Raw genomic sequence first — 16,970 nt, 5'->3', positions numbered from 1 at the left:
ACAGCATGCAATGGCAAACGCATACGGTTTTCAATCAACCGACTCCCTTACATAACAGCAACTTATTCCTTTCTGACCGCGCACTGTATGATGCCGCGCTGCGCGAAGGCGCAGCATGGGATGCTGAACTGCTTGCCAGCATCGGCCAGCAGTTGGGCACGGCGGAGTCGCTCGAACTTGGACGACTGGCTAACGCCAATCCGCCGGAATTACTCCGCTACGACGCCACCGGCGCGCGACTCGACGATGTACGCTTTCACCCTGCCTGGCATTTGCTGATGCAGGGCATGTGCGCCAATCGTGTGCACAATCTGGCATGGGAAGAGGACGCACGCAGCGGATCGTTTGTCGCCCGTGCCGCGCGTTTTGTGCTGCATGCGCAGGTGGAATCCGGCACCCTTTGCCCCATCACCATGACGTTCGCTGCCATCCCCTTGCTGGTGCAGTCGCTACCAAAATCTTTTCACGGCTGGCTAAAACCGCTGCTCAGTGATCGTTACGATCCTCATCTGCTGCCTGGTGACCAGAAACGCGGATTGCTGATCGGCATGGGGATGACCGAGAAGCAGGGGGGATCAGATGTACTGAGTAACACCACCCGGGCAGAAAAGAGCGGTGATACGTACCGGCTGACCGGGCATAAATGGTTTTTCTCGGTTCCGCAAAGCGATGCGCACCTTGTACTGGCACAGGCAAAAGGCGGGCTCTCCTGCTTCTTTGTTCCCCGTTTTTTACCCGATGGTCAGCGCAACAACGTACGGCTGGAACGTCTGAAAGACAAACTCGGTAACCGTTCCAACGCCAGCAGCGAGGCTGAGTTTTACGATGCCAGCGGTTGGTTGCTGGGGGAAGAGGGTGAAGGGGTGCGGCAGATCCTGAAAATGGGCGGTCTGACGCGCCTTGACTGCGCGCTCGGTAGCCATGGTCTGATGCGTCGCGCGTTTTCCGTGGCGCTGTATCATGCCCATCAGCGGCAGGCATTCGGCAAAAACCTTGTCGATCAACCGATGATGCGGGAAGTACTCAGTCGTATGGCGCTACAACTGGAAGGGCAAACCGCCATGCTGTTTCGCCTGGCCCGCGCCTGGGACAACCGCGCGGATGAGCGGGAAGCATTGTGGGCACGGCTGTTTACGCCGGTGGCGAAATTCGCTGTCTGCAAAGCGGGTATTCCTTTTGTGGCTGAAGCGATGGAAGTGCTGGGCGGTATCGGTTACTGCGAAGAGAATGAACTGCCTCGCCTTTATCGCGAGATGCCGGTCAACAGCATCTGGGAGGGCTCCGGAAACGTCATGTGTCTGGACGTGCTGCGCGTGTTGGGTAAGCAACCGGGTGCGGTGGCGCTGCTGGTGGATGAGTTTGGCGCGGTGAAAGGCCAGGATCGTCACTTTGATCGTGCGTGGCGGCAACTGCAACAACGGTTGCGTAAACCGGATGAGGCTCAAGGGCGCGAAGTGGCGCAACAGCTGTGGTTACTGGGCGTCGGAGCGCAGATGCTGCAACACGCATCACCGCCGATGGCACAGGCGTGGTGTCGGCTGATGCTGGATACCCGCGGCGTGTCGCCAGTTGACGGGCAGGTACAAAACGACCTGCTGCTTCGCGCCACGGGTGGGGCCTGTTAGTCCATTTTCAAGCGGAACAGGCTCACCAGTTCCGTCAGATGCGCACCTTTTTCCCGCAACGTCCGGGCGGTTTCCTCACTTTGGGAAACCCGTCCGGCGTTGATGTGCGTGGCATCGCCGATATGTGTCATGGCCAGGTTCACCTGGTTGATACCTGCGGATTGTTCATGTGAGGCCTGGTTAATCTCATGCACAAGCTGATTGATATTGCCCATATGGCTGATGATCGACTGCATTGCCACACGTGTTGCCTCCGACTGCGCATGCCCTTCGCCCACTTTTTTCAGCGTATCGCCAATCAGCGCTTCAATCTCTTTTACCGCGTTGGCGCTGCGCGCGGCCAGCGCTCGCACTTCCTGCGCCACCACGGCGAACCCTTTGCCGTGTTCCCCTGCGCGGGCGGCTTCTACGGCGGCGTTCAGCGCCAGGATATTGGTCTGGAAGGCAATGGATTCAATCACATGGGTAATGTCGGCGATGCGCTGTGACGCGCCGCGAATGTCTTCCATGGTCGCGACCGAGTTATCCACGGTTTCGCCGCCTTTTTTCACTGCGTCGGTGGTTTCATTCACCAGATGCTGCGTTTGCTCCATATTGGCTGCATTCTGTTGCACCGTCGCAGTCAGTTGCTCAAGGCTGGCGGAGGTCTCCTCCACGCTGCTGGCCTGCTTGTTGATCTGCTCACTAATCTCACCGCTGTCAGCGGCCAATGCAGTGGTGCCGAGATTGATCTCTGCTGCGGACTCACGGACTTGTAACACGATTTTATGCAGACCGTCGCCGATGCCGTTGATCGCCGCAATCAATTGCCCCACTTCATCATGACGATCGACATTCAGCGTGGCGCGCAGATCGCCGTCGGCATAACGTTGAGCAAGATCGATCACACTGCGTAACGGGTGGGTCAGCCAGCGACGAATGATCACCACAAAGAGTGCGGCAAAGAGCAGCGAAATCACGACGCCCGCCAGCAGGAATTGATTACGCATGCGGGTCACATCACTCAGCAAGATCTCTTTATCGACTTCGCCGACCACCGTCCAGTTCCAACCGGGCAGGGCTGTGTAAGACATCATTAATGTACGGCCCGTGGCATCCTGGCGTGCCAGTGTGCCGCTGCTGTTTTTCAGCAGGGTTTGCAAATCCTTGTCGTCCCACTGCGGGCGTTTGCCTTCGTCGGTGTCGTGGAACAGATAATTACCGTAGTTCTTGCCTTCGTTACGGTCGATCACAAAGAAATGACCGCTGTCGCCCAGCTTACGGCCGAGAATCTTATTACGCATCACGTCCCAGGAGCGGGTAATATCCACGCCGACAAACAGGATCGCAATGGTGTTGCCGCTGGCATCTTTGACCGGTTGATACTGGGTGATATAGCGCTTACCGAATAACAGCGCCAGGCCACGATAAAGCTCACCTTGCATCAGCGACGCGAATGCCGGGCTGGCGGGATCCAGTTTGGTGCCAATCGCGCGATCGCCATTCTCTTTGCGCAGCGAGGTCGCGACACGTACAAAGTCATTACCGCTGCGTACAAACAGCGTGGCAATGGCGCCCGTACGGTTCAGGAAGTCATCAGGGATCGCGTTATTGTTGTGCAGTTCGGTGTCGCCGGCCTTAAGCAGTGGCACATCAATGCCATTGATTTCGCGGCGCTGTTGCGTATCGATACTCAGTGGCTGCGGCAGAAAACTGCTAAACAAGCGCGTGTAGCTTTCTACCTCTTCACTAAGACTGCTGTTGAACATTTCCACCATATCCACCACGCCGGTGGACTGGTTATGCAGGTCTTCCATAGCCAGCGTTTCCAGTTGTTGGCTGGCTTTATTGCTCATCAGAAAAGTGAATAAAAGGAAAAGCGTTGCAACGCTTGCGCCAGTCAGCAGCGACAATTTTGCACCAAGGCCGGTGCGATGAAAGAAGGCGCTCATAATTTGTCCGTTGATCTGTGGGTGAGGCTCCTTCAACGGCACAAAGCGGATAACATTTAGCACATCAATGTAACAAGATGTAACATTGCGATTTCTTTACAATAACATAATCTTAGGGAAGGCAGGGGAATAAAAAAAGCCACCTGATTTAGGTGGCTTTTTGGGGGTTCAGGCATACAGAATGGCCTGCACCCGCCAGTTGTCAACCTGTTGATCTTCCTGCATTCGGACGATGCGATACCAGGAGGCTCCTTGCTCATCCGCTTTTAAGGCGATAACACGCTCCACGTCTTGTAGGCTCCCTGAGACATTGTTGACGGAGATCAGGCCGATTTCATTCAGCCCCGTCACGCAGTCTGCGCTGGCGAACTCTGCGGGCTGCGCTGTTGTATTAAGCATCCCTGTAGAAAGCAACAGTGAGTTTAAGGCAAGAGATCGTTTCATAGTCAGCTCCATTTTACGTTACCCCGAGACATTGCAGGGCATTCCATCGCACAACGGATTCCATCTCATCCTATTGTGCACAGGAGAACATCAATGGACGCAAAGCAGTGTAAATATCCTGAAAATCAATGCCTCGCTACTGTCGGTACAACAGGGCGCGTCCGTACCAGCGGCCGGGAATGATGGTGTCATCCAGCATCTGAATAACGTAATAATTCGCGTCTGCGGCGGCGGCCTTGGCCTTGATTTCACGTTCCACATCCATAGGAGATCCCAATACGGCAGCGCTCACCGAGCCGATTTCCCGCAGGCCCTGCGTCTGGTTGCGACGAATTTCCTGCGGATGGTCGCTGACCGGCGGTGCGGGTTGCGGGTTGCCGTTCAGTACTGAACAGGCGCTTAACAAAAAAACAAGCAGTACCGGCAGCAAGACACGCACTGTTTTCTCCCTTCTCCTGATAGCCATAGTGTAGTTCCTGATAAATTTCCCTTAGAGGGGAATGTTCCCGAACTGTTAGCTCGAGCACTAATTTCGAATGAAAGTATCCAGAAAGCGTAACCTATCTCTCAACGTCGCTAAATCCATAGATGAATTCAGACTTGCACCGCGTGTTCGCGGGTGGCATACCTGCACTATAGATCAAGGAGAGTGCGATGATTGAGCTTCAGACTGAACAATTTGCCGACGTGGAAGCGCTCCATGCTTTTCCGGCGGGAAAACAGGCGCAGCCGCTTCCCTGTGTGGTTTTTTATCACGGTTTCACCTCATCAAAACTGGTCTACAGCTATTTTGCTGTGGCGCTGGCGCAGGCTGGTTTTCGCGTCATCATGCCGGATGCGCCGGACCACGGCGCACGGTTTAGCGGCGATGTGCAACATCGGCTTGGCCAGTTCTGGCAAATCCTCCGCGGCAATATTGAAGAGTTTGCTGCACTGCGGGATGCGCTGGAACACCGGAAACTGATTGAGGGGCAGCGGTTAGCGGTTGGTGGGGCATCCATGGGCGGTATGACGGCGCTGGGTATTATGACGCATCACCCGGAGGTGCGCTGTGTCGCGAGCCTGATGGGCTCTGGCTACTTTACAACGCTTGCGCGCACGCTATTTCCACCACTGGCGGTGACAGACTCCGCGCAGCAGCATGAGTTCGACGCGATTATCGCACCGCTTGCCCGGTGGGATGTCAGCACCCAGCTTGCACGCGTTGCGGATCGTCCGTTGCTGTTGTGGCATGGCGAACAGGATGACGTGGTTCCGGCGGCCGAATCTTTCCGTTTACAGCAAGCTTTACAAGATAACGGGCTCGACAATCATCTGACATATTTGTGGGAGAGTGGAGTAACGCATCGCATTACCCCGCAGGCGCTGGAGGCAACCGTCCGTTTTTTCCTTCGCCACCTCTAAACGCGCAGAATTTTAATGCGCACTACGGGCAGCGGTAAGCGCGTCTTTTCTCAGGCGTGGCGGGGTTTTCTCCCCCGCCGATATTACTGCGCTTGTGGAGGGCGTGGGGCGATTCGCATACTTATCAGGGCGAGGATGCAGATAAGCGCACCCGCCCAGAACGTTGACGCCGCGCCGTGTGTTTCCCAGAGAATACCTGCGCCAAGACTTGCCAGCAGCAGGGCGATGCCGCTGAGCAGGTTGAACATGCCAAAGGCTGTGCCGCGCAGTTCCGCCGGTGCGGTCTGCGCGACCATGGTTGCCAGCAGGCCCTGCGTCATCCCCATATGTACACCCCATAAGGCGATGCCGAGCAGCAGCATGCTCCAGTGTTGGCTGAGAGCCAGTGCAATGTCTGCGAGGATCAGCACCACTAACCCAACCTGCAATAAATGGCTGTGGCTGATGCGATCTGAGAGTTTGCCGAACGGATAGGCCGTCAGCGCGTAGACGAGGTTCATGACGACCATCACCAGCGGAATGGTTGCCAGCGGGATCGCCATCTGCTGGGCGCGCAGTACCAGAAACGCTTCGCTAAAACGGGCGAGAGTAAAAATAAAACCGAGCACTACCACCCACCAGTAGGCTTTGCTCAGGCGTTTAAGATTATCGCGCCGAATAGGATTAGTGCGTTTGTTGTCTATCGGCGCTTTCGGTTCGTGCAGGCCAAAAAACAGCAATGCGACGGCCATCACGCCGGGGATCACCGCAATCCAGAATACGGTCTGAAAGTCGTCATGCCACAGCAACATAAAGGCGACCGCCAGCAGGGGGCCCAGAAACGCGCCAACGGTATCCAACGACTGGCGTAAACCAAAAGCGGCACCGCGGATCTCCGCAGGCGTTACGTCGGCGACCAGTGCATCACGCGGCGCGCCACGGATCCCTTTGCCAAGGCGGTCTATCATTCGCGCGCCAAACGCCATGCCGGATGAAGAGGCCAGCGCGAACAGCGGTTTGCTCAACGCGCCCATGCCGTAGCCCAGTAGCGCCAACCCCTTGCGTTTACCAATATAGTCGCTAAGCACGCCGGAAAAGACTTTCACCATCAGCGCGGTGGCTTCCGCCAGTCCTTCAATAAGGCCGATAATCACTACGCTTGCGCCGAGTGTAGTCGCCATAAACAGCGGCAGTAAGCTGTGGATCATTTCTGATGAGATATCCATCAGCATACTGACACAGCCCAGCACCCAGACACCTTTCGGTATCTGGCGTAATGTTGCAAAACGCCTGAACATGTTTTTCCCCGCCATGCTTTCACAATGCAGTCAGAGGATTATTAAACCTGCCAGCAGCTGATTTGATAAGACAGAAAGGGAAATAATTGTTGTCAACAGCGGCCCCAGGGCTGGGGCCGCAATATCCAGAAAGGAAAATGGTTATCTGCGTGTTTAGCGGTAGATATACGCACTGGCATGCAGGTTGCCGTTGCTACCCGGTTCGTGGGTCAGCATCGGTCGGTAATATTTGGCGTTTTGCGCGTCCGTTTCGTCATTGAGAGCCTGGTCTGCTTCACTTTCGGTGGCGAAGTTATGATTAATATAGATAACGCCTAAGCTGTGCACATCGTCCATGTTGCGGGCCTGGTGATTGTCGAGTTTGATTGCTGCTGCTGCATTCAGGCTTAGTAGCAAAGTTGTAAGTAAAATAGCGATGTATTTCATGATATTACGCTCCAGTACGACGTGAGTTATTCGTTTTTGAACTTCTCTCCTCCTGTGTGGTGAGGCCTGATTAAAGTTTACGCGTTCGCCTGAAAACGTATCGCGACCATTTCTGATGCTGTCGTTCAAAAAATTGCCATATCAGGCTTGCTTTAATTTTAAGCGGCGCTGGCCAGTTCTCTTTGCGCTTAGTGCGAATTATTTGCTCAATGAACTTGAGTTTGGTGAGGGAGGTAAGTATTATGACGCGTCAATTTTTCAGCCGACCTTTAACACGTTCCTTGCCTCCCCGGGATTCGGCTGACCCAGACAGGAGGCTGAATAATCCGTAAGGAGCAATTCGATGCGTCATTACGAAATCGTTTTTATGGTCCATCCTGACCAGAGCGAACAGGTTCCGGGCATGATCGAGCGTTACACTGGTGCTATCACTGGTGCGCAAGGCACGATCCACCGTCTGGAAGACTGGGGCCGCCGTCAGCTGGCTTACCCGATCAACAAACTGCACAAAGCACACTACGTTCTGATGAACGTTGAAGCACCGCAGGAAGTTATCGATGAGCTGGAAACAAACTTCCGCTTCAACGATGCCGTTATCCGTAGCATGGTAATGCGTACTAAACACGCGGTTACCGAAGCATCTCCGATGGTTAAAGCGAAAGACGAGCGTCGTGAACGTCGCGATGATTTCGCAAACGAAACCGCAGATGATGCAGATGCTGGGGATTCTGAAGAGTAATCCTTGATGGTTAACCGTCTGGAGTTGTCCGGCACCGTGTGCAGGACGCCGCTTCGTAAGGTCAGCCCATCAGGAATTCCTCATTGCCAGTTCGTGCTTGAGCATCGTTCTGTGCAGGAGGAAGCCGGTTTTCACCGGCAGGCGTGGTGCCAAATGCCTGTAATAATCAGCGGGCAAGAGAACCAGGCCATTACTCACAGTATAACGGTCGGTAGCGCAGTAACCGTTCAGGGGTTCATCAGTTGCCACAAGGCAAAGAACGGCTTGAGCAAAATGGTTCTGCATGCCGAGCAGATTGAATTGATAGATTCTGGAGACTAGCCAAATGGCACGTTATTTCCGTCGTCGCAAGTTCTGCCGTTTCACCGCGGAAGGCGTTCAAGAGATCGACTATAAAGATATCGCTACGCTGAAAAACTACATCACCGAAAGCGGTAAGATTGTCCCGAGCCGTATCACCGGTACCCGTGCAAAATACCAGCGCCAGCTGGCTCGCGCTATCAAACGCGCTCGCTACCTGTCCCTGCTGCCGTACACTGATCGTCATCAGTAATCGGTCACGGTCCATTAATACGACTTTGAGAGGATAAGGTAATGCAAGTTATTCTGCTTGATAAAGTAGCAAACCTGGGTAGCCTGGGTGATCAGGTTAACGTTAAAGCGGGCTACGCTCGTAACTTCCTGGTACCGCAGGGTAAAGCTGTTCCGGCTACCAAGAAAAACGTTGAGTATTTCGAAGCACGTCGTGCTGAACTGGAAGCCAAACTGGCTGACGTTCTGGCGGCTGCTAACGCTCGTGCTGAAAGCATCAATGCACTGGGCAGCGTTACTATCGCGTCTAAATCTGGCGACGAAGGTAAACTGTTCGGTTCCATCGGTACTCGCGATATCGCTGACGCTGTAACTGCAGCTGGCGTTAAAGTGGCTAAGAGCGAAGTTCGTCTGCCGAACGGCGTTCTGCGTACTGTTGGCGAGCACGAAGTGGACTTCCAGGTTCACAGCGAAGTATTCGCTAAACTGACTGTAAACGTTGTTGCTGAGTAATTTTTTACTCTAAACAATGTTGAAACGCCGGCCTTGTGCCGGCGTTTTGCTTTTCTGCGCGACCAGGACAGGCCATTTCGCCGTGTAGGGTAGCTATTTCAGACGCATTCTCTGATAATAAATTGAAACGCAATTTTATTTCTGAGATTTGTCATGGACACTGCTTTACCCACGCCCCTCTTTGCCCGCCGGAATGTGGCTTATGCCTGCGCTACGCTCTGTTGCTTGCTCTGGGGCAGTTCTTACCCGGCCATAAAAAGCGGCTACGAACTTTTTCACATTGCCACCGATGATATCCCGTCAAAAGTCGTGTTCGCCGGGTATCGATTTTTATTTGCTGGCGCGCTATTGCTGCTGTTTGCGCTGGCGCAGCGTAAACCGATAGGCAGGCTGACGAGTGCCCAGTTTGGGCAACTGACGATACTGGGGTTGACCCAGACGACCCTGCAGTACACCTTTTTCTATATTGGTCTTGCTTTCACCACCGGCGTAAACGGTTCGATCATGAATGCGACTGGCACGTTCTTTAGCGTTCTGCTGGCCCATTTTATCTATCAGAATGACAAACTCAGTTTTAACAAAGCGCTGGGCTGTATTTTGGGCTTTGTGGGGGTCATGTTGGTTAACTTCCACAGTGGATTACGTGACTTTAGCTTTGCCTGGCACGGCGATGGATTCATTATCCTGGCGGCGTTCATCCTTTCTGCTGCCACACTGTACGGCAAACGTATTTCTCAGACGGTCGAGCCGACGGTAATGACCGGCTGGCAACTGGCTATCGGCGGTATCGCGCTGTTGGCGGGCGGGTATTTGTCGGGCGGTGGGTTGGGCGTGCCTGGCGTGGCGGCGGTGGCGATCCTCGGCTACCTGACTTTACTGTCGGCGATTGCATTTGCGTTATGGAGCATGTTGCTGAAAGTGAACCGCGTAAGCATGATTGCACCGTTTAACTTCGTGATACCGGTTGCTGGCACCGTGTTATCCGCCATTTTTCTCGGTGAGAATATTCTGGAACTCAAATACGCGATTGCACTGGTGCTGGTCTGTTCAGGGATCTGGTGGGTCAATAAACGCGCCGGGTAAAAACGCTACCCGGCGGTGAAGTTAGCGGGCGCGAATAAAACTGCCGTCCGACTGGCGGGTGAACAGCACCGACTGGCCGCCGGTCTCAATGGTCAGTCCGGTCACGACGCCGTTGGCGTTCTGGCGAATTTTCACCATCTGCCCGCTTTGCAATGTGCTGAGCGGTTTACCGTCACCCTCTACTTTTGCCATCGCATACACATCTGTTGGCGGCAAGTTATGGTCACGAAACAGTTGCGCCAGCGTTTTCCCTTCTTCAACGCGATACGCGCGCCACTGCTGCTCAATACCGCCAGACGACGCGACCGAACGGTTCGGGGTAGCGGTGGGTTGCTGTTGTTGAATGGGCTGTTGCTGTTGCGGCTCGCTAAAGGGAGCTGTTTGCTGTGGCTCACTGACCACTGGCGGCGGTGTTTGCTCTGGTGCGGTTTGTTGCGTCGTTGTTGATGAAGGCAACTCAATCTGCGCTTCGCGGGGAGCGGATGAGGTGACAGTGGTCGTCGTATCCGTTGCCGGGAGCAGGAAACCTATCACCACCAGTAAAGCGGCGAGGATCAGGCCTCGACGGTGCATTGGCGGGAGCGGGTCCATCAGGCGAAAATGGTCCGGGGCGTGCCAGATTTTCGCCAGTGAAGGTTTCAGTTCAAAGCGCCCGGGCATGGCTTTCCTCCTGCTCCGCGTCATGTAATGTCCTGTCTCGTTGAGTATATACACGTTATGCTTTTAGCGTTGTTTCTCCGGCGGATAACTGCCTGATTGATGGTGTAAAGCGGCTTCTTGCGACCACAAATCAGGATTTATCCTGGTTTCCGTTATTCTTTCCCTTTCTCCGCGATTTGTCATCTTTCCTGAGACAAAGTTGTACCCGGCACAGCGCGACTGTTATGCTGCGCGCTACCTTAAAAAGCGATGGAAGGAAAACCCATGACAACCCCAACTTTTGACACGATCGAAGCGCAAGCCAGCTATGGCATTGGTTTACAGGTAGGACAGCAGCTGAGCGAATCCGGGTTAGAGGGGCTGTTACCGGAAGCGCTGGTCGCGGGGATCGCGGACGCGCTGGCAGGCAAACAACCTGCCGTACCGGTTGATGTTGTACATCGCGCGCTGCGCGAAATTCACGAGCGTGCCGATGCGGTTCGTCGTTCACGTTTTGAAGAAATGGCGGCGGAAGGCGTGAAATATCTGGATGAAAACCGTGAGCGTGAAGGCGTGAACAGCACCGAATCTGGCCTGCAGTTCCGCGTGATCAACCAGGGCGAAGGTGCTATTCCGGCGCGTACTGACCGCGTTCGCGTGCACTACACCGGTAAACTCATCGATGGTACGGTATTCGACAGCTCCGTGGCGCGCGGCGAACCGGCTGAGTTTCCGGTCAACGGCGTGATTGCCGGTTGGATCGAAGCTCTGACGCTGATGCCGGTGGGTTCCAAATGGGAACTGACTATTCCGCACAACCTCGCGTATGGCGAGCGTGGCGCTGGCGCATCCATTCCGCCATTCAGTACGCTCATTTTCGACGTGGAACTGCTGGAAATTCTGTAATTTCCCGCATGAATACCTCTCTCCGTCAGGAGAGAGGGTGTCTGACTGCGCTGATCGTTCGTTAATAAAACTATTATCAATACATTATCTTGCAAACTGCGCAATCGGGTGTATTTTTGTGAACTATTTCGCATTAAGTAAGTGATATGACACTCACTTTAAACAAATATTTAACATTAGATTTAATTCAGAGTATTCATCCCGCCGATTCTTACCTAATATCGTTGCGTCCTGGAAAGGGCGGAACGCGCAGATAAAAAAGGCCAGCAGAGCCCCAACACAACACAGACAGGAACTAAACATGGTAGATCAGGTTAAAGTCGTGGCCGACGAACAGGCTCCGGCTGAACAGTCGCTACGGCGCAATCTTACTAACCGACATATCCAGCTCATCGCTATCGGCGGTGCTATCGGCACCGGGCTGTTTATGGGCTCCGGAAAAACCATCAGCCTCGCCGGTCCATCGATCATTTTTGTCTATATGATCATCGGCTTTATGCTGTTTTTCGTCATGCGTGCAATGGGCGAGTTGCTGCTGTCGAACCTCGAATACAAATCGTTTAGCGACTTCGCCGCCGACCTGCTGGGGCCGTGGGCGGGGTACTTCACCGGTTGGACGTACTGGTTTTGTTGGGTGGTAACCGGTATGGCGGACGTGGTGGCCATCACGGCATATGCGCAGTTCTGGTTCCCCGGTCTGTCAGACTGGGTGGCAGCGCTGGCGGTGGTGTTTGTACTGCTGAGCCTGAACCTCGCGACAGTGAAAATGTTTGGCGAGATGGAGTTCTGGTTCGCGATGATCAAAATCGTCGCCATTGTGGCGCTGATCATCGTGGGTGTGGTGATGGTGCTGATGCATTTCAAATCACCGGCCGGCGTAGAAGCCTCTTTTGCGCATCTGTGGAATGACGGTGGCTGGTTCCCGAAAGACATCAGCGGTTTCTTTGCCGGGTTCCAGATTGCCGTGTTCGCCTTTGTGGGGATTGAGTTGGTGGGCACAACGGCAGCGGAAACCAAAGATCCTGAAAAGTCTCTGCCGCGCGCCATTAACTCGATTCCGGTTCGCATCATTATGTTTTACGTGTTTGCGCTGATTGTGATCATGTCCGTTACGCCGTGGAGTTCCGTGGTACCGGATAAGAGCCCGTTTGTGGAGTTGTTTGTACTGGTGGGGATCCCGGCGGCGGCAAGCATCATTAACTTTGTGGTGCTGACCTCTGCGGCCTCTTCCGCCAACAGCGGCGTCTTTTCCACCAGCCGCATGCTGTTTGGCCTTGCGCAGGATGGCGTTGCGCCTAAATCGTTCGGCAAACTCTCTAAGCGTGCCGTTCCGGCGAAGGGGCTTACCTTCTCTTGCCTGTGCCTGCTTGGCGGCGTGGCGATACTGTATGTGAACCCGAGCGCGATTGCGGCGTTCACCATGATCACGACCGTGTCAGCGATCCTGTTTATGTTTGTCTGGACGATTATTCTTTGCTCGTATCTGGTCTACCGTAAGAAACGTCCGCACCTCCATGAGCAATCCATCTACAAAATGCCGCTGGGCAAGTTGATGTGCTGGGTGTGCATGGCCTTCTTTGTCTTTGTGCTGGCGTTGCTGACGCTGGAAACGGACACCCGACAGGCACTGCTGGTGACGCCTCTGTGGTTTGTGGTGCTGGGCGCAGGCTGGCTGTATGCCGGTAAAAAGCGTCTGGCTGACCGTCAGCCATAAAAAAAGAGCCGCAAAGCGGCTCTAAACTTCCATGAATCAAGGGCGCTCTCGGGCGCCTTTATTTTTCGCCTGCGAGGGCACGCGGGAACAGATTATTGTTTTCCAGACTGATGTGTTCCATCAGATCATCAATCAGCGTATTAATGCCGTTGTACATCGCTTTCCAGGTGGTGCAGGCTTCTGGTGGCGGCGTCACGTTGTGCGTGATGTGCTTGATCACGTCCAGTAACTCACCTGCTTCATCATGCTCGCTTTCCATCACGCTGATCGGGCCCATCGCCTGTGACCCCATGCCCTGTTTGATCATCGGGAAAAGAATTTGTTCTTCTTTCATCATATGGCTGGAGAGTTCCTGGTGCAGCATCGTCAGGTATTTGGTTAAACCGCGTGGCACGTTAGGTTTGTCAGCGTGAACGCGCTCCACTTTGGTGGCTTGCAGGATCAGTTCCGGCAGCTGTTCGCGGTGGCGATCGTGGTAACGCACAATGATGTGATCGATGATTTCCGCCAGTCCCGCTGTGCGCCAGTCTTTGTCTATTGGCTGTTCCGCCAGCTTCGCCAGCTCTGCTTCGATAACCTCAATATCCAGCTCTTTGCGGGCCGCTGAGCGTCCCAGCGTTTGCTTACCGCCACAGCAGTAATCCATATCGTATTTACGGAACAGAGCGGAGGCGCGGGGGATAGAGAGCGCCAGCTCACCCAGGGGTTGATCGCGGAAAGCCATAGCAGTTACCTCATCGTGATATTATAAGTTGTATTTTAAATGCATCTTTTAGGCGATGATATACCCCTTTCGGGGCAGCAGGAATGGCCTTATGCCTTTCACAGGCAAAAAACCGTGATATTCATCACAAAAATTCTTTCGAAGTTAACATGTTGAATACAGATGGTTTTTCTGGAAAGTTTCGGATAAGGGAATGTTGCAAGATTAAACAACTCTGTCGCACTGCCGATACAAACACCTCAGACAATATCCTGCACTTACTATAGGCCTATGATGTTTAAACGAATTAAAGTTATTACATTGTTAATCATGGTGTTACTCGTGCTTGGCGCCATGCAATTGATCTCTGCAGGCGTGTTTATCAGCGCGCTCAATAACGATAAAAACAACTTCACCGTTTCCCAGGTTTCCAGCCAGAACGTTTCTGAATTTACCGATGCCTGGATCAGCCTTAACCAGGCGCGCGTGACGCTGAACCGCGGCATGCTGCGTCTGCAAAGCAGCACTGCCAGCCAGATTAACGGCGGGCAGCTCAGTGAACTGGCAAACAATGCCACTGAACTGCTGAATCAGGCACAAAAGCATTTCGACAAATATAAAGCCATTCCGGAAACCCCGGGCCTCGACAAGAACCTGTCGAAAGATCTGGAAACCCAGTATGGCATCTACCATGCCACGCTGACGGAAATGAACCGTTTGCTGATGGCCGGCAAGCTGGAAGATATGTTCCGCCAGAATGCCGAGCAGAAGCAGACCGCGATGCAAAAAAGCTACCGCACATGGCGTGATGCACAGACGGTGCTGGCGAATGAAGGCATCGTCGAGAACGAACGTGATTACCAGCGCATTATGTGGATCATCGGGCTTGTCATGCTGGTGGTGCTGGCGGTGATCGTCATGAGCTGGATTGCGATGCAGCGCGTCCTGCTGAAACCGTTGCATGAAGTGATGGGACATATTCGTCATATCGCCACCGGTGACCTGACGCACAACATTAATGCCGATGGCAAAAATGAGATGGCGCTGCTGGCGAAAAACGTGCAGGAGATGCAGCAGTCACTGGTGAAAACGGTGAGTGTAGTGCGTGATGGCGCAGACACAATTTATACCGGGGCGGGCGAAATCTCTGCCGGTAGTAACGATCTCTCTTCCCGTACCGAACAGCAGGCCGCTTCTCTGGAAGAGACGGCGGCCAGCATGGAGCAGTTGACTGCGACGGTGAAACAAAACGCCGACAACGCTCGCCAGGCAACGCAACTGGCGCTGAATGCATCCGGTACCGCTAAAAAAGGCGGTCAGGTCGTGGACGGCGTGGTGCGTACGATGGATGAAATTGCCGCCAGTTCGAGCAAAATTGCGCAGATCACCAACGTGATTGATGGTATTGCCTTCCAGACCAATATCCTGGCGCTGAACGCCGCCGTAGAAGCCGCCCGTGCGGGTGAGCAGGGGCGTGGTTTTGCGGTCGTGGCTGGTGAAGTCCGTACACTGGCGCAGCGTAGCGCTCAGGCGGCGAAAGAGATCAAAGGCCTGATCGAAGATTCCGGCAGCCGCGTCGATGCGGGGGCGGCGCTGGTTCACCAGGCGGGTGAAACCATGGCTGAGATCGTCAGCGCGGTAACGCGTGTGACGGATATTATGGGGGAAATCTCCTCGGCGTCTGATGAGCAGAGCCGCGGGATTGACCAGGTGGGCCAGGCCGTTGCCGAGATGGATCGCGTGACGCAGCAGAATGCGTCGCTGGTGGAAGAGTCTGCCGCCGCCGCTGCCGCACTGGAAGAGCAGGCCGCGCGCCTGACCGAAACCGTGGCGGTATTTAAGGTCAACCGCACACAGCGTGCCAAAACCACCGCGCTGCGGTCACCCGCCAGCATGCCGACAGTGAAAGCGGCGGAAAGCTTCCATGAAGCGAACTGGGAAACCTTCTAAACCGCGTTAACCCGGCTTCACCAGCCGGGTAATCGTCCCACCGCGTTACGTGGCATCACTCAGTGACGTAACGCGGGTTGTCACCGGTTTTGATAACACCGCTGTTACCACGCCACCCACCAGCAAGATAATGCCGCAAAAGGTCAATAGCGGCGGCATACTCTGGCGCAGCAGGAAGGTATACAGCAACCCGGCAAGGGTTTCGAAAACAATCAGCGGGCCGACAATCACTGTCGGCAGCCTCTGGCAGGCGATGTTCCAGCACAGCGTGCCAACCCATGAGCAAAACACCGCAATCACACACATCAGGCCAATAAACACCCACGGACGCGGGCCGAAAGGCAGAGCAAAGTCCGGCTGTTGTGCGGAGAGCCACAGCGTGGCGGCAATATACCCAACCAGCGACACGGGCAGCGTTACCAGCGCTTGTGCAGTGGCCCACATCATCGGATTTTTATCCGGGTTTTCCCGCAGCCAGCGGGCATTACGTAATGCATACCATGCCCAGCAGGCGACCGACGTAAAGGCCAGCGCAATACCCGAACCGTAGCGCCAGGCGCTGAAATCGGGCAAACCGTGGCGCAGTTCAGCAATGTTTACGCACCCCAACCCCAGCGCAATGCACACCAGTGCAGGCGACAGACGCCGCCACGAAAGCTTACCGTCTCGCTGGCTATAGAGCAGATTGGCACACACCGGGATCACCACCGGCAGCGTGGCGATAATCATGGTGGAGACCGGCGCGCCGGTACGCTGGATAGCACTGGCCAGGCAGACGTAATAAATCAGGTTGCCCATGATTGTCAGCCACAACGCAGTGACCCAGTCGCTGCGCGTCAACTGGCGCAGGCGCACGCGGCCCAGCCAGGCCAGCGGCAGAGCAATCAGCCCCAATGCCAGGTAGCGCCCGGTTGATTGCAGTACCGCCGGGTAATCCGGCACAATCAGCGGCCCGACAAAAATCAGCCCCCAAAACAGCCCGGCAAGCAGGGCATACAACACGCCACTCATCATCTTCTCATCCATTTTTCTCTTGTTCAGAACCAGTGTAGGGAAGTGACAGGCAGGAATATTGTATGAGGTTG

General features: G+C 54.5%; 18 protein-coding genes. 10 read left to right on the top strand and 8 right to left on the bottom strand.

What is annotated here, in order from left to right:
* Positions 1-5 precede the first annotated feature (5 nt).
* The gene (locus O9K67_RS22230; protein ID WP_061498409.1) at positions 6-1,625 is read left to right on the top strand and encodes an isovaleryl-CoA dehydrogenase; all 1,620 of its coding nucleotides are present in this window, start codon (positions 6-8) and stop codon (positions 1,623-1,625) included.
* Here the strand turns inward: O9K67_RS22230 and O9K67_RS22225 are convergent.
* The 3 genes from O9K67_RS22225 to bsmA all read right to left on the bottom strand — a co-directional run bounded on the left by O9K67_RS22225 (position 1,622) and on the right by bsmA (position 4,466).
* Complete coding sequence (locus tag O9K67_RS22225) at positions 1,622-3,556, bottom strand: methyl-accepting chemotaxis protein (protein WP_061498406.1); 1,935 nt, start codon at positions 3,554-3,556, stop codon at positions 1,622-1,624. The genes O9K67_RS22230 and O9K67_RS22225 overlap by 4 nt on opposite strands.
* Positions 3,557-3,724: 168 nt before the next feature.
* Entirely contained in the window at positions 3,725-4,012 is a 288-nt protein-coding gene (yjfN, locus tag O9K67_RS22220) for a DUF1471 family protease activator YjfN (protein ID WP_061498404.1), read from the bottom strand.
* A gap of 124 nt (positions 4,013-4,136) precedes the next feature.
* The gene (gene bsmA / locus O9K67_RS22215) at positions 4,137-4,466 is read right to left on the bottom strand and encodes a biofilm peroxide resistance protein BsmA (RefSeq protein WP_061498401.1); all 330 of its coding nucleotides are present in this window, start codon (positions 4,464-4,466) and stop codon (positions 4,137-4,139) included.
* 188 nt (positions 4,467-4,654) lie between these two features.
* On the opposite strand from bsmA, the gene yjfP reads away from it, so the two are divergent.
* On the top strand, positions 4,655-5,404 hold the full coding sequence (gene yjfP / locus O9K67_RS22210) for an esterase (protein WP_061498397.1): 750 nt from the start codon (positions 4,655-4,657) through the stop codon (positions 5,402-5,404).
* Positions 5,405-5,487: 83 nt separating this feature from the next.
* Here the strand turns inward: yjfP and O9K67_RS22205 are convergent, their stop codons facing one another.
* Both O9K67_RS22205 and yjfY read right to left on the bottom strand, forming a co-directional pair.
* Positions 5,488-6,681 (bottom strand): MFS transporter, encoded by a 1,194-nt coding sequence (locus tag O9K67_RS22205; protein ID WP_061500211.1) that lies wholly within the window; start codon positions 6,679-6,681, stop codon positions 5,488-5,490.
* 153 nt (positions 6,682-6,834) lie between these two features.
* Positions 6,835-7,107, bottom strand: a complete 273-nt coding sequence (gene yjfY / locus O9K67_RS22200; RefSeq protein WP_061498394.1) for a DUF1471 family protein YjfY — start codon at positions 7,105-7,107, stop codon at positions 6,835-6,837.
* 343 nt (positions 7,108-7,450) lie between these two features.
* On the opposite strand from yjfY, the gene rpsF reads away from it, so the two are divergent.
* The 5 genes from rpsF to O9K67_RS22175 all read left to right on the top strand — a co-directional run bounded on the left by rpsF (position 7,451) and on the right by O9K67_RS22175 (position 9,973).
* On the top strand, positions 7,451-7,846 hold the full coding sequence (rpsF, locus tag O9K67_RS22195) for a 30S ribosomal protein S6 (RefSeq protein WP_043955435.1): 396 nt from the start codon (positions 7,451-7,453) through the stop codon (positions 7,844-7,846).
* A 6-nt stretch (positions 7,847-7,852) separates the two neighbouring features.
* On the top strand, positions 7,853-8,167 hold the full coding sequence (priB, locus tag O9K67_RS22190; RefSeq protein ID WP_061498391.1) for a primosomal replication protein N: 315 nt from the start codon (positions 7,853-7,855) through the stop codon (positions 8,165-8,167).
* A 4-nt stretch (positions 8,168-8,171) separates the two neighbouring features.
* On the top strand, positions 8,172-8,399 hold the full coding sequence (gene rpsR / locus O9K67_RS22185) for a 30S ribosomal protein S18 (protein WP_000135199.1): 228 nt from the start codon (positions 8,172-8,174) through the stop codon (positions 8,397-8,399).
* A 41-nt stretch (positions 8,400-8,440) separates the two neighbouring features.
* Positions 8,441-8,890, top strand: coding sequence for a 50S ribosomal protein L9 (rplI, locus tag O9K67_RS22180; protein WP_017459146.1), 450 nt, complete (start codon positions 8,441-8,443; stop codon positions 8,888-8,890).
* A gap of 153 nt (positions 8,891-9,043) precedes the next feature.
* Positions 9,044-9,973, top strand: a complete 930-nt coding sequence (locus tag O9K67_RS22175; RefSeq protein ID WP_061498388.1) for a DMT family transporter — start codon at positions 9,044-9,046, stop codon at positions 9,971-9,973.
* 21 nt (positions 9,974-9,994) lie between these two features.
* On the opposite strand, the gene O9K67_RS22170 is transcribed toward O9K67_RS22175, so the two are convergent.
* Positions 9,995-10,633: a LysM-like peptidoglycan-binding domain-containing protein gene (locus tag O9K67_RS22170; protein ID WP_061498385.1), complete on the bottom strand. Its 639-nt coding sequence runs from the start codon at positions 10,631-10,633 to the stop codon at positions 9,995-9,997.
* 264 nt (positions 10,634-10,897) lie between these two features.
* Between O9K67_RS22170 and fklB the strand changes: the two genes are divergently transcribed.
* Positions 10,898-11,518, top strand: a complete 621-nt coding sequence (gene fklB / locus O9K67_RS22165; RefSeq protein WP_061498382.1) for an FKBP-type peptidyl-prolyl cis-trans isomerase — start codon at positions 10,898-10,900, stop codon at positions 11,516-11,518.
* A 301-nt stretch (positions 11,519-11,819) separates the two neighbouring features.
* Entirely contained in the window at positions 11,820-13,232 is a 1,413-nt protein-coding gene (cycA, locus tag O9K67_RS22160; RefSeq protein WP_061498375.1) for a D-serine/D-alanine/glycine transporter, read from the top strand.
* 58 nt (positions 13,233-13,290) lie between these two features.
* Here the strand turns inward: cycA and ytfE are convergent, their stop codons facing one another.
* Positions 13,291-13,956, bottom strand: coding sequence for an iron-sulfur cluster repair protein YtfE (gene ytfE, locus O9K67_RS22155; RefSeq protein WP_061498372.1), 666 nt, complete (start codon positions 13,954-13,956; stop codon positions 13,291-13,293).
* Positions 13,957-14,229: 273 nt separating this feature from the next.
* Here ytfE and O9K67_RS22150 point away from each other — a divergent pair, with 273 nt between their 5' ends.
* Positions 14,230-15,885 carry a methyl-accepting chemotaxis protein gene (locus O9K67_RS22150; RefSeq protein WP_061500208.1) on the top strand — a complete coding sequence of 552 codons (1,656 nt, stop codon included), beginning with the start codon at positions 14,230-14,232 and terminating at the stop codon, positions 15,883-15,885.
* Positions 15,886-15,930: 45 nt separating this feature from the next.
* Here the strand turns inward: O9K67_RS22150 and O9K67_RS22145 are convergent, their stop codons facing one another.
* The gene (locus O9K67_RS22145) at positions 15,931-16,899 is read right to left on the bottom strand and encodes a DMT family transporter (protein WP_061498369.1); all 969 of its coding nucleotides are present in this window, start codon (positions 16,897-16,899) and stop codon (positions 15,931-15,933) included.
* Positions 16,900-16,970 lie beyond the last annotated feature (71 nt).

This window comes from Kosakonia oryzendophytica (assembly GCF_027886705.1).
GTDB classification, from domain to species: domain Bacteria; phylum Pseudomonadota; class Gammaproteobacteria; order Enterobacterales; family Enterobacteriaceae; genus Kosakonia; species Kosakonia oryzendophytica.
The sequence above is the reverse complement of the archived record's forward strand: the minus strand, read 5'-3'. Positions and strand labels throughout refer to the sequence as shown.

What these genes read in the sequence shown, in the direction of transcription:
- O9K67_RS22230 (WP_061498409.1), top strand. Translation starts at nt 6, where the DNA reads ATGCAATGGCAAACGCATACGGTTTTCAATCAACCGACTCCCTTACAT.
- O9K67_RS22225 (WP_061498406.1), bottom strand. Translation starts at nt 3,556, where the DNA reads ATGAGCGCCTTCTTTCATCGCACCGGCCTTGGTGCAAAATTGTCGCTG.
- yjfN (WP_061498404.1), bottom strand. Translation starts at nt 4,012, where the DNA reads ATGGAGCTGACTATGAAACGATCTCTTGCCTTAAACTCACTGTTGCTT.
- bsmA (WP_061498401.1), bottom strand. Translation starts at nt 4,466, where the DNA reads ATGGCTATCAGGAGAAGGGAGAAAACAGTGCGTGTCTTGCTGCCGGTA.
- yjfP (WP_061498397.1), top strand. Translation starts at nt 4,655, where the DNA reads ATGATTGAGCTTCAGACTGAACAATTTGCCGACGTGGAAGCGCTCCAT.
- O9K67_RS22205 (WP_061500211.1), bottom strand. Translation starts at nt 6,681, where the DNA reads ATGTTCAGGCGTTTTGCAACATTACGCCAGATACCGAAAGGTGTCTGG.
- yjfY (WP_061498394.1), bottom strand. Translation starts at nt 7,107, where the DNA reads ATGAAATACATCGCTATTTTACTTACAACTTTGCTACTAAGCCTGAAT.
- rpsF (WP_043955435.1), top strand. Translation starts at nt 7,451, where the DNA reads ATGCGTCATTACGAAATCGTTTTTATGGTCCATCCTGACCAGAGCGAA.
- priB (WP_061498391.1), top strand. Translation starts at nt 7,853, where the DNA reads ATGGTTAACCGTCTGGAGTTGTCCGGCACCGTGTGCAGGACGCCGCTT.
- rpsR (WP_000135199.1), top strand. Translation starts at nt 8,172, where the DNA reads ATGGCACGTTATTTCCGTCGTCGCAAGTTCTGCCGTTTCACCGCGGAA.
- rplI (WP_017459146.1), top strand. Translation starts at nt 8,441, where the DNA reads ATGCAAGTTATTCTGCTTGATAAAGTAGCAAACCTGGGTAGCCTGGGT.
- O9K67_RS22175 (WP_061498388.1), top strand. Translation starts at nt 9,044, where the DNA reads ATGGACACTGCTTTACCCACGCCCCTCTTTGCCCGCCGGAATGTGGCT.
- O9K67_RS22170 (WP_061498385.1), bottom strand. Translation starts at nt 10,633, where the DNA reads ATGCCCGGGCGCTTTGAACTGAAACCTTCACTGGCGAAAATCTGGCAC.
- fklB (WP_061498382.1), top strand. Translation starts at nt 10,898, where the DNA reads ATGACAACCCCAACTTTTGACACGATCGAAGCGCAAGCCAGCTATGGC.
- cycA (WP_061498375.1), top strand. Translation starts at nt 11,820, where the DNA reads ATGGTAGATCAGGTTAAAGTCGTGGCCGACGAACAGGCTCCGGCTGAA.
- ytfE (WP_061498372.1), bottom strand. Translation starts at nt 13,956, where the DNA reads ATGGCTTTCCGCGATCAACCCCTGGGTGAGCTGGCGCTCTCTATCCCC.
- O9K67_RS22150 (WP_061500208.1), top strand. Translation starts at nt 14,230, where the DNA reads ATGTTTAAACGAATTAAAGTTATTACATTGTTAATCATGGTGTTACTC.
- O9K67_RS22145 (WP_061498369.1), bottom strand. Translation starts at nt 16,899, where the DNA reads ATGATGAGTGGCGTGTTGTATGCCCTGCTTGCCGGGCTGTTTTGGGGG.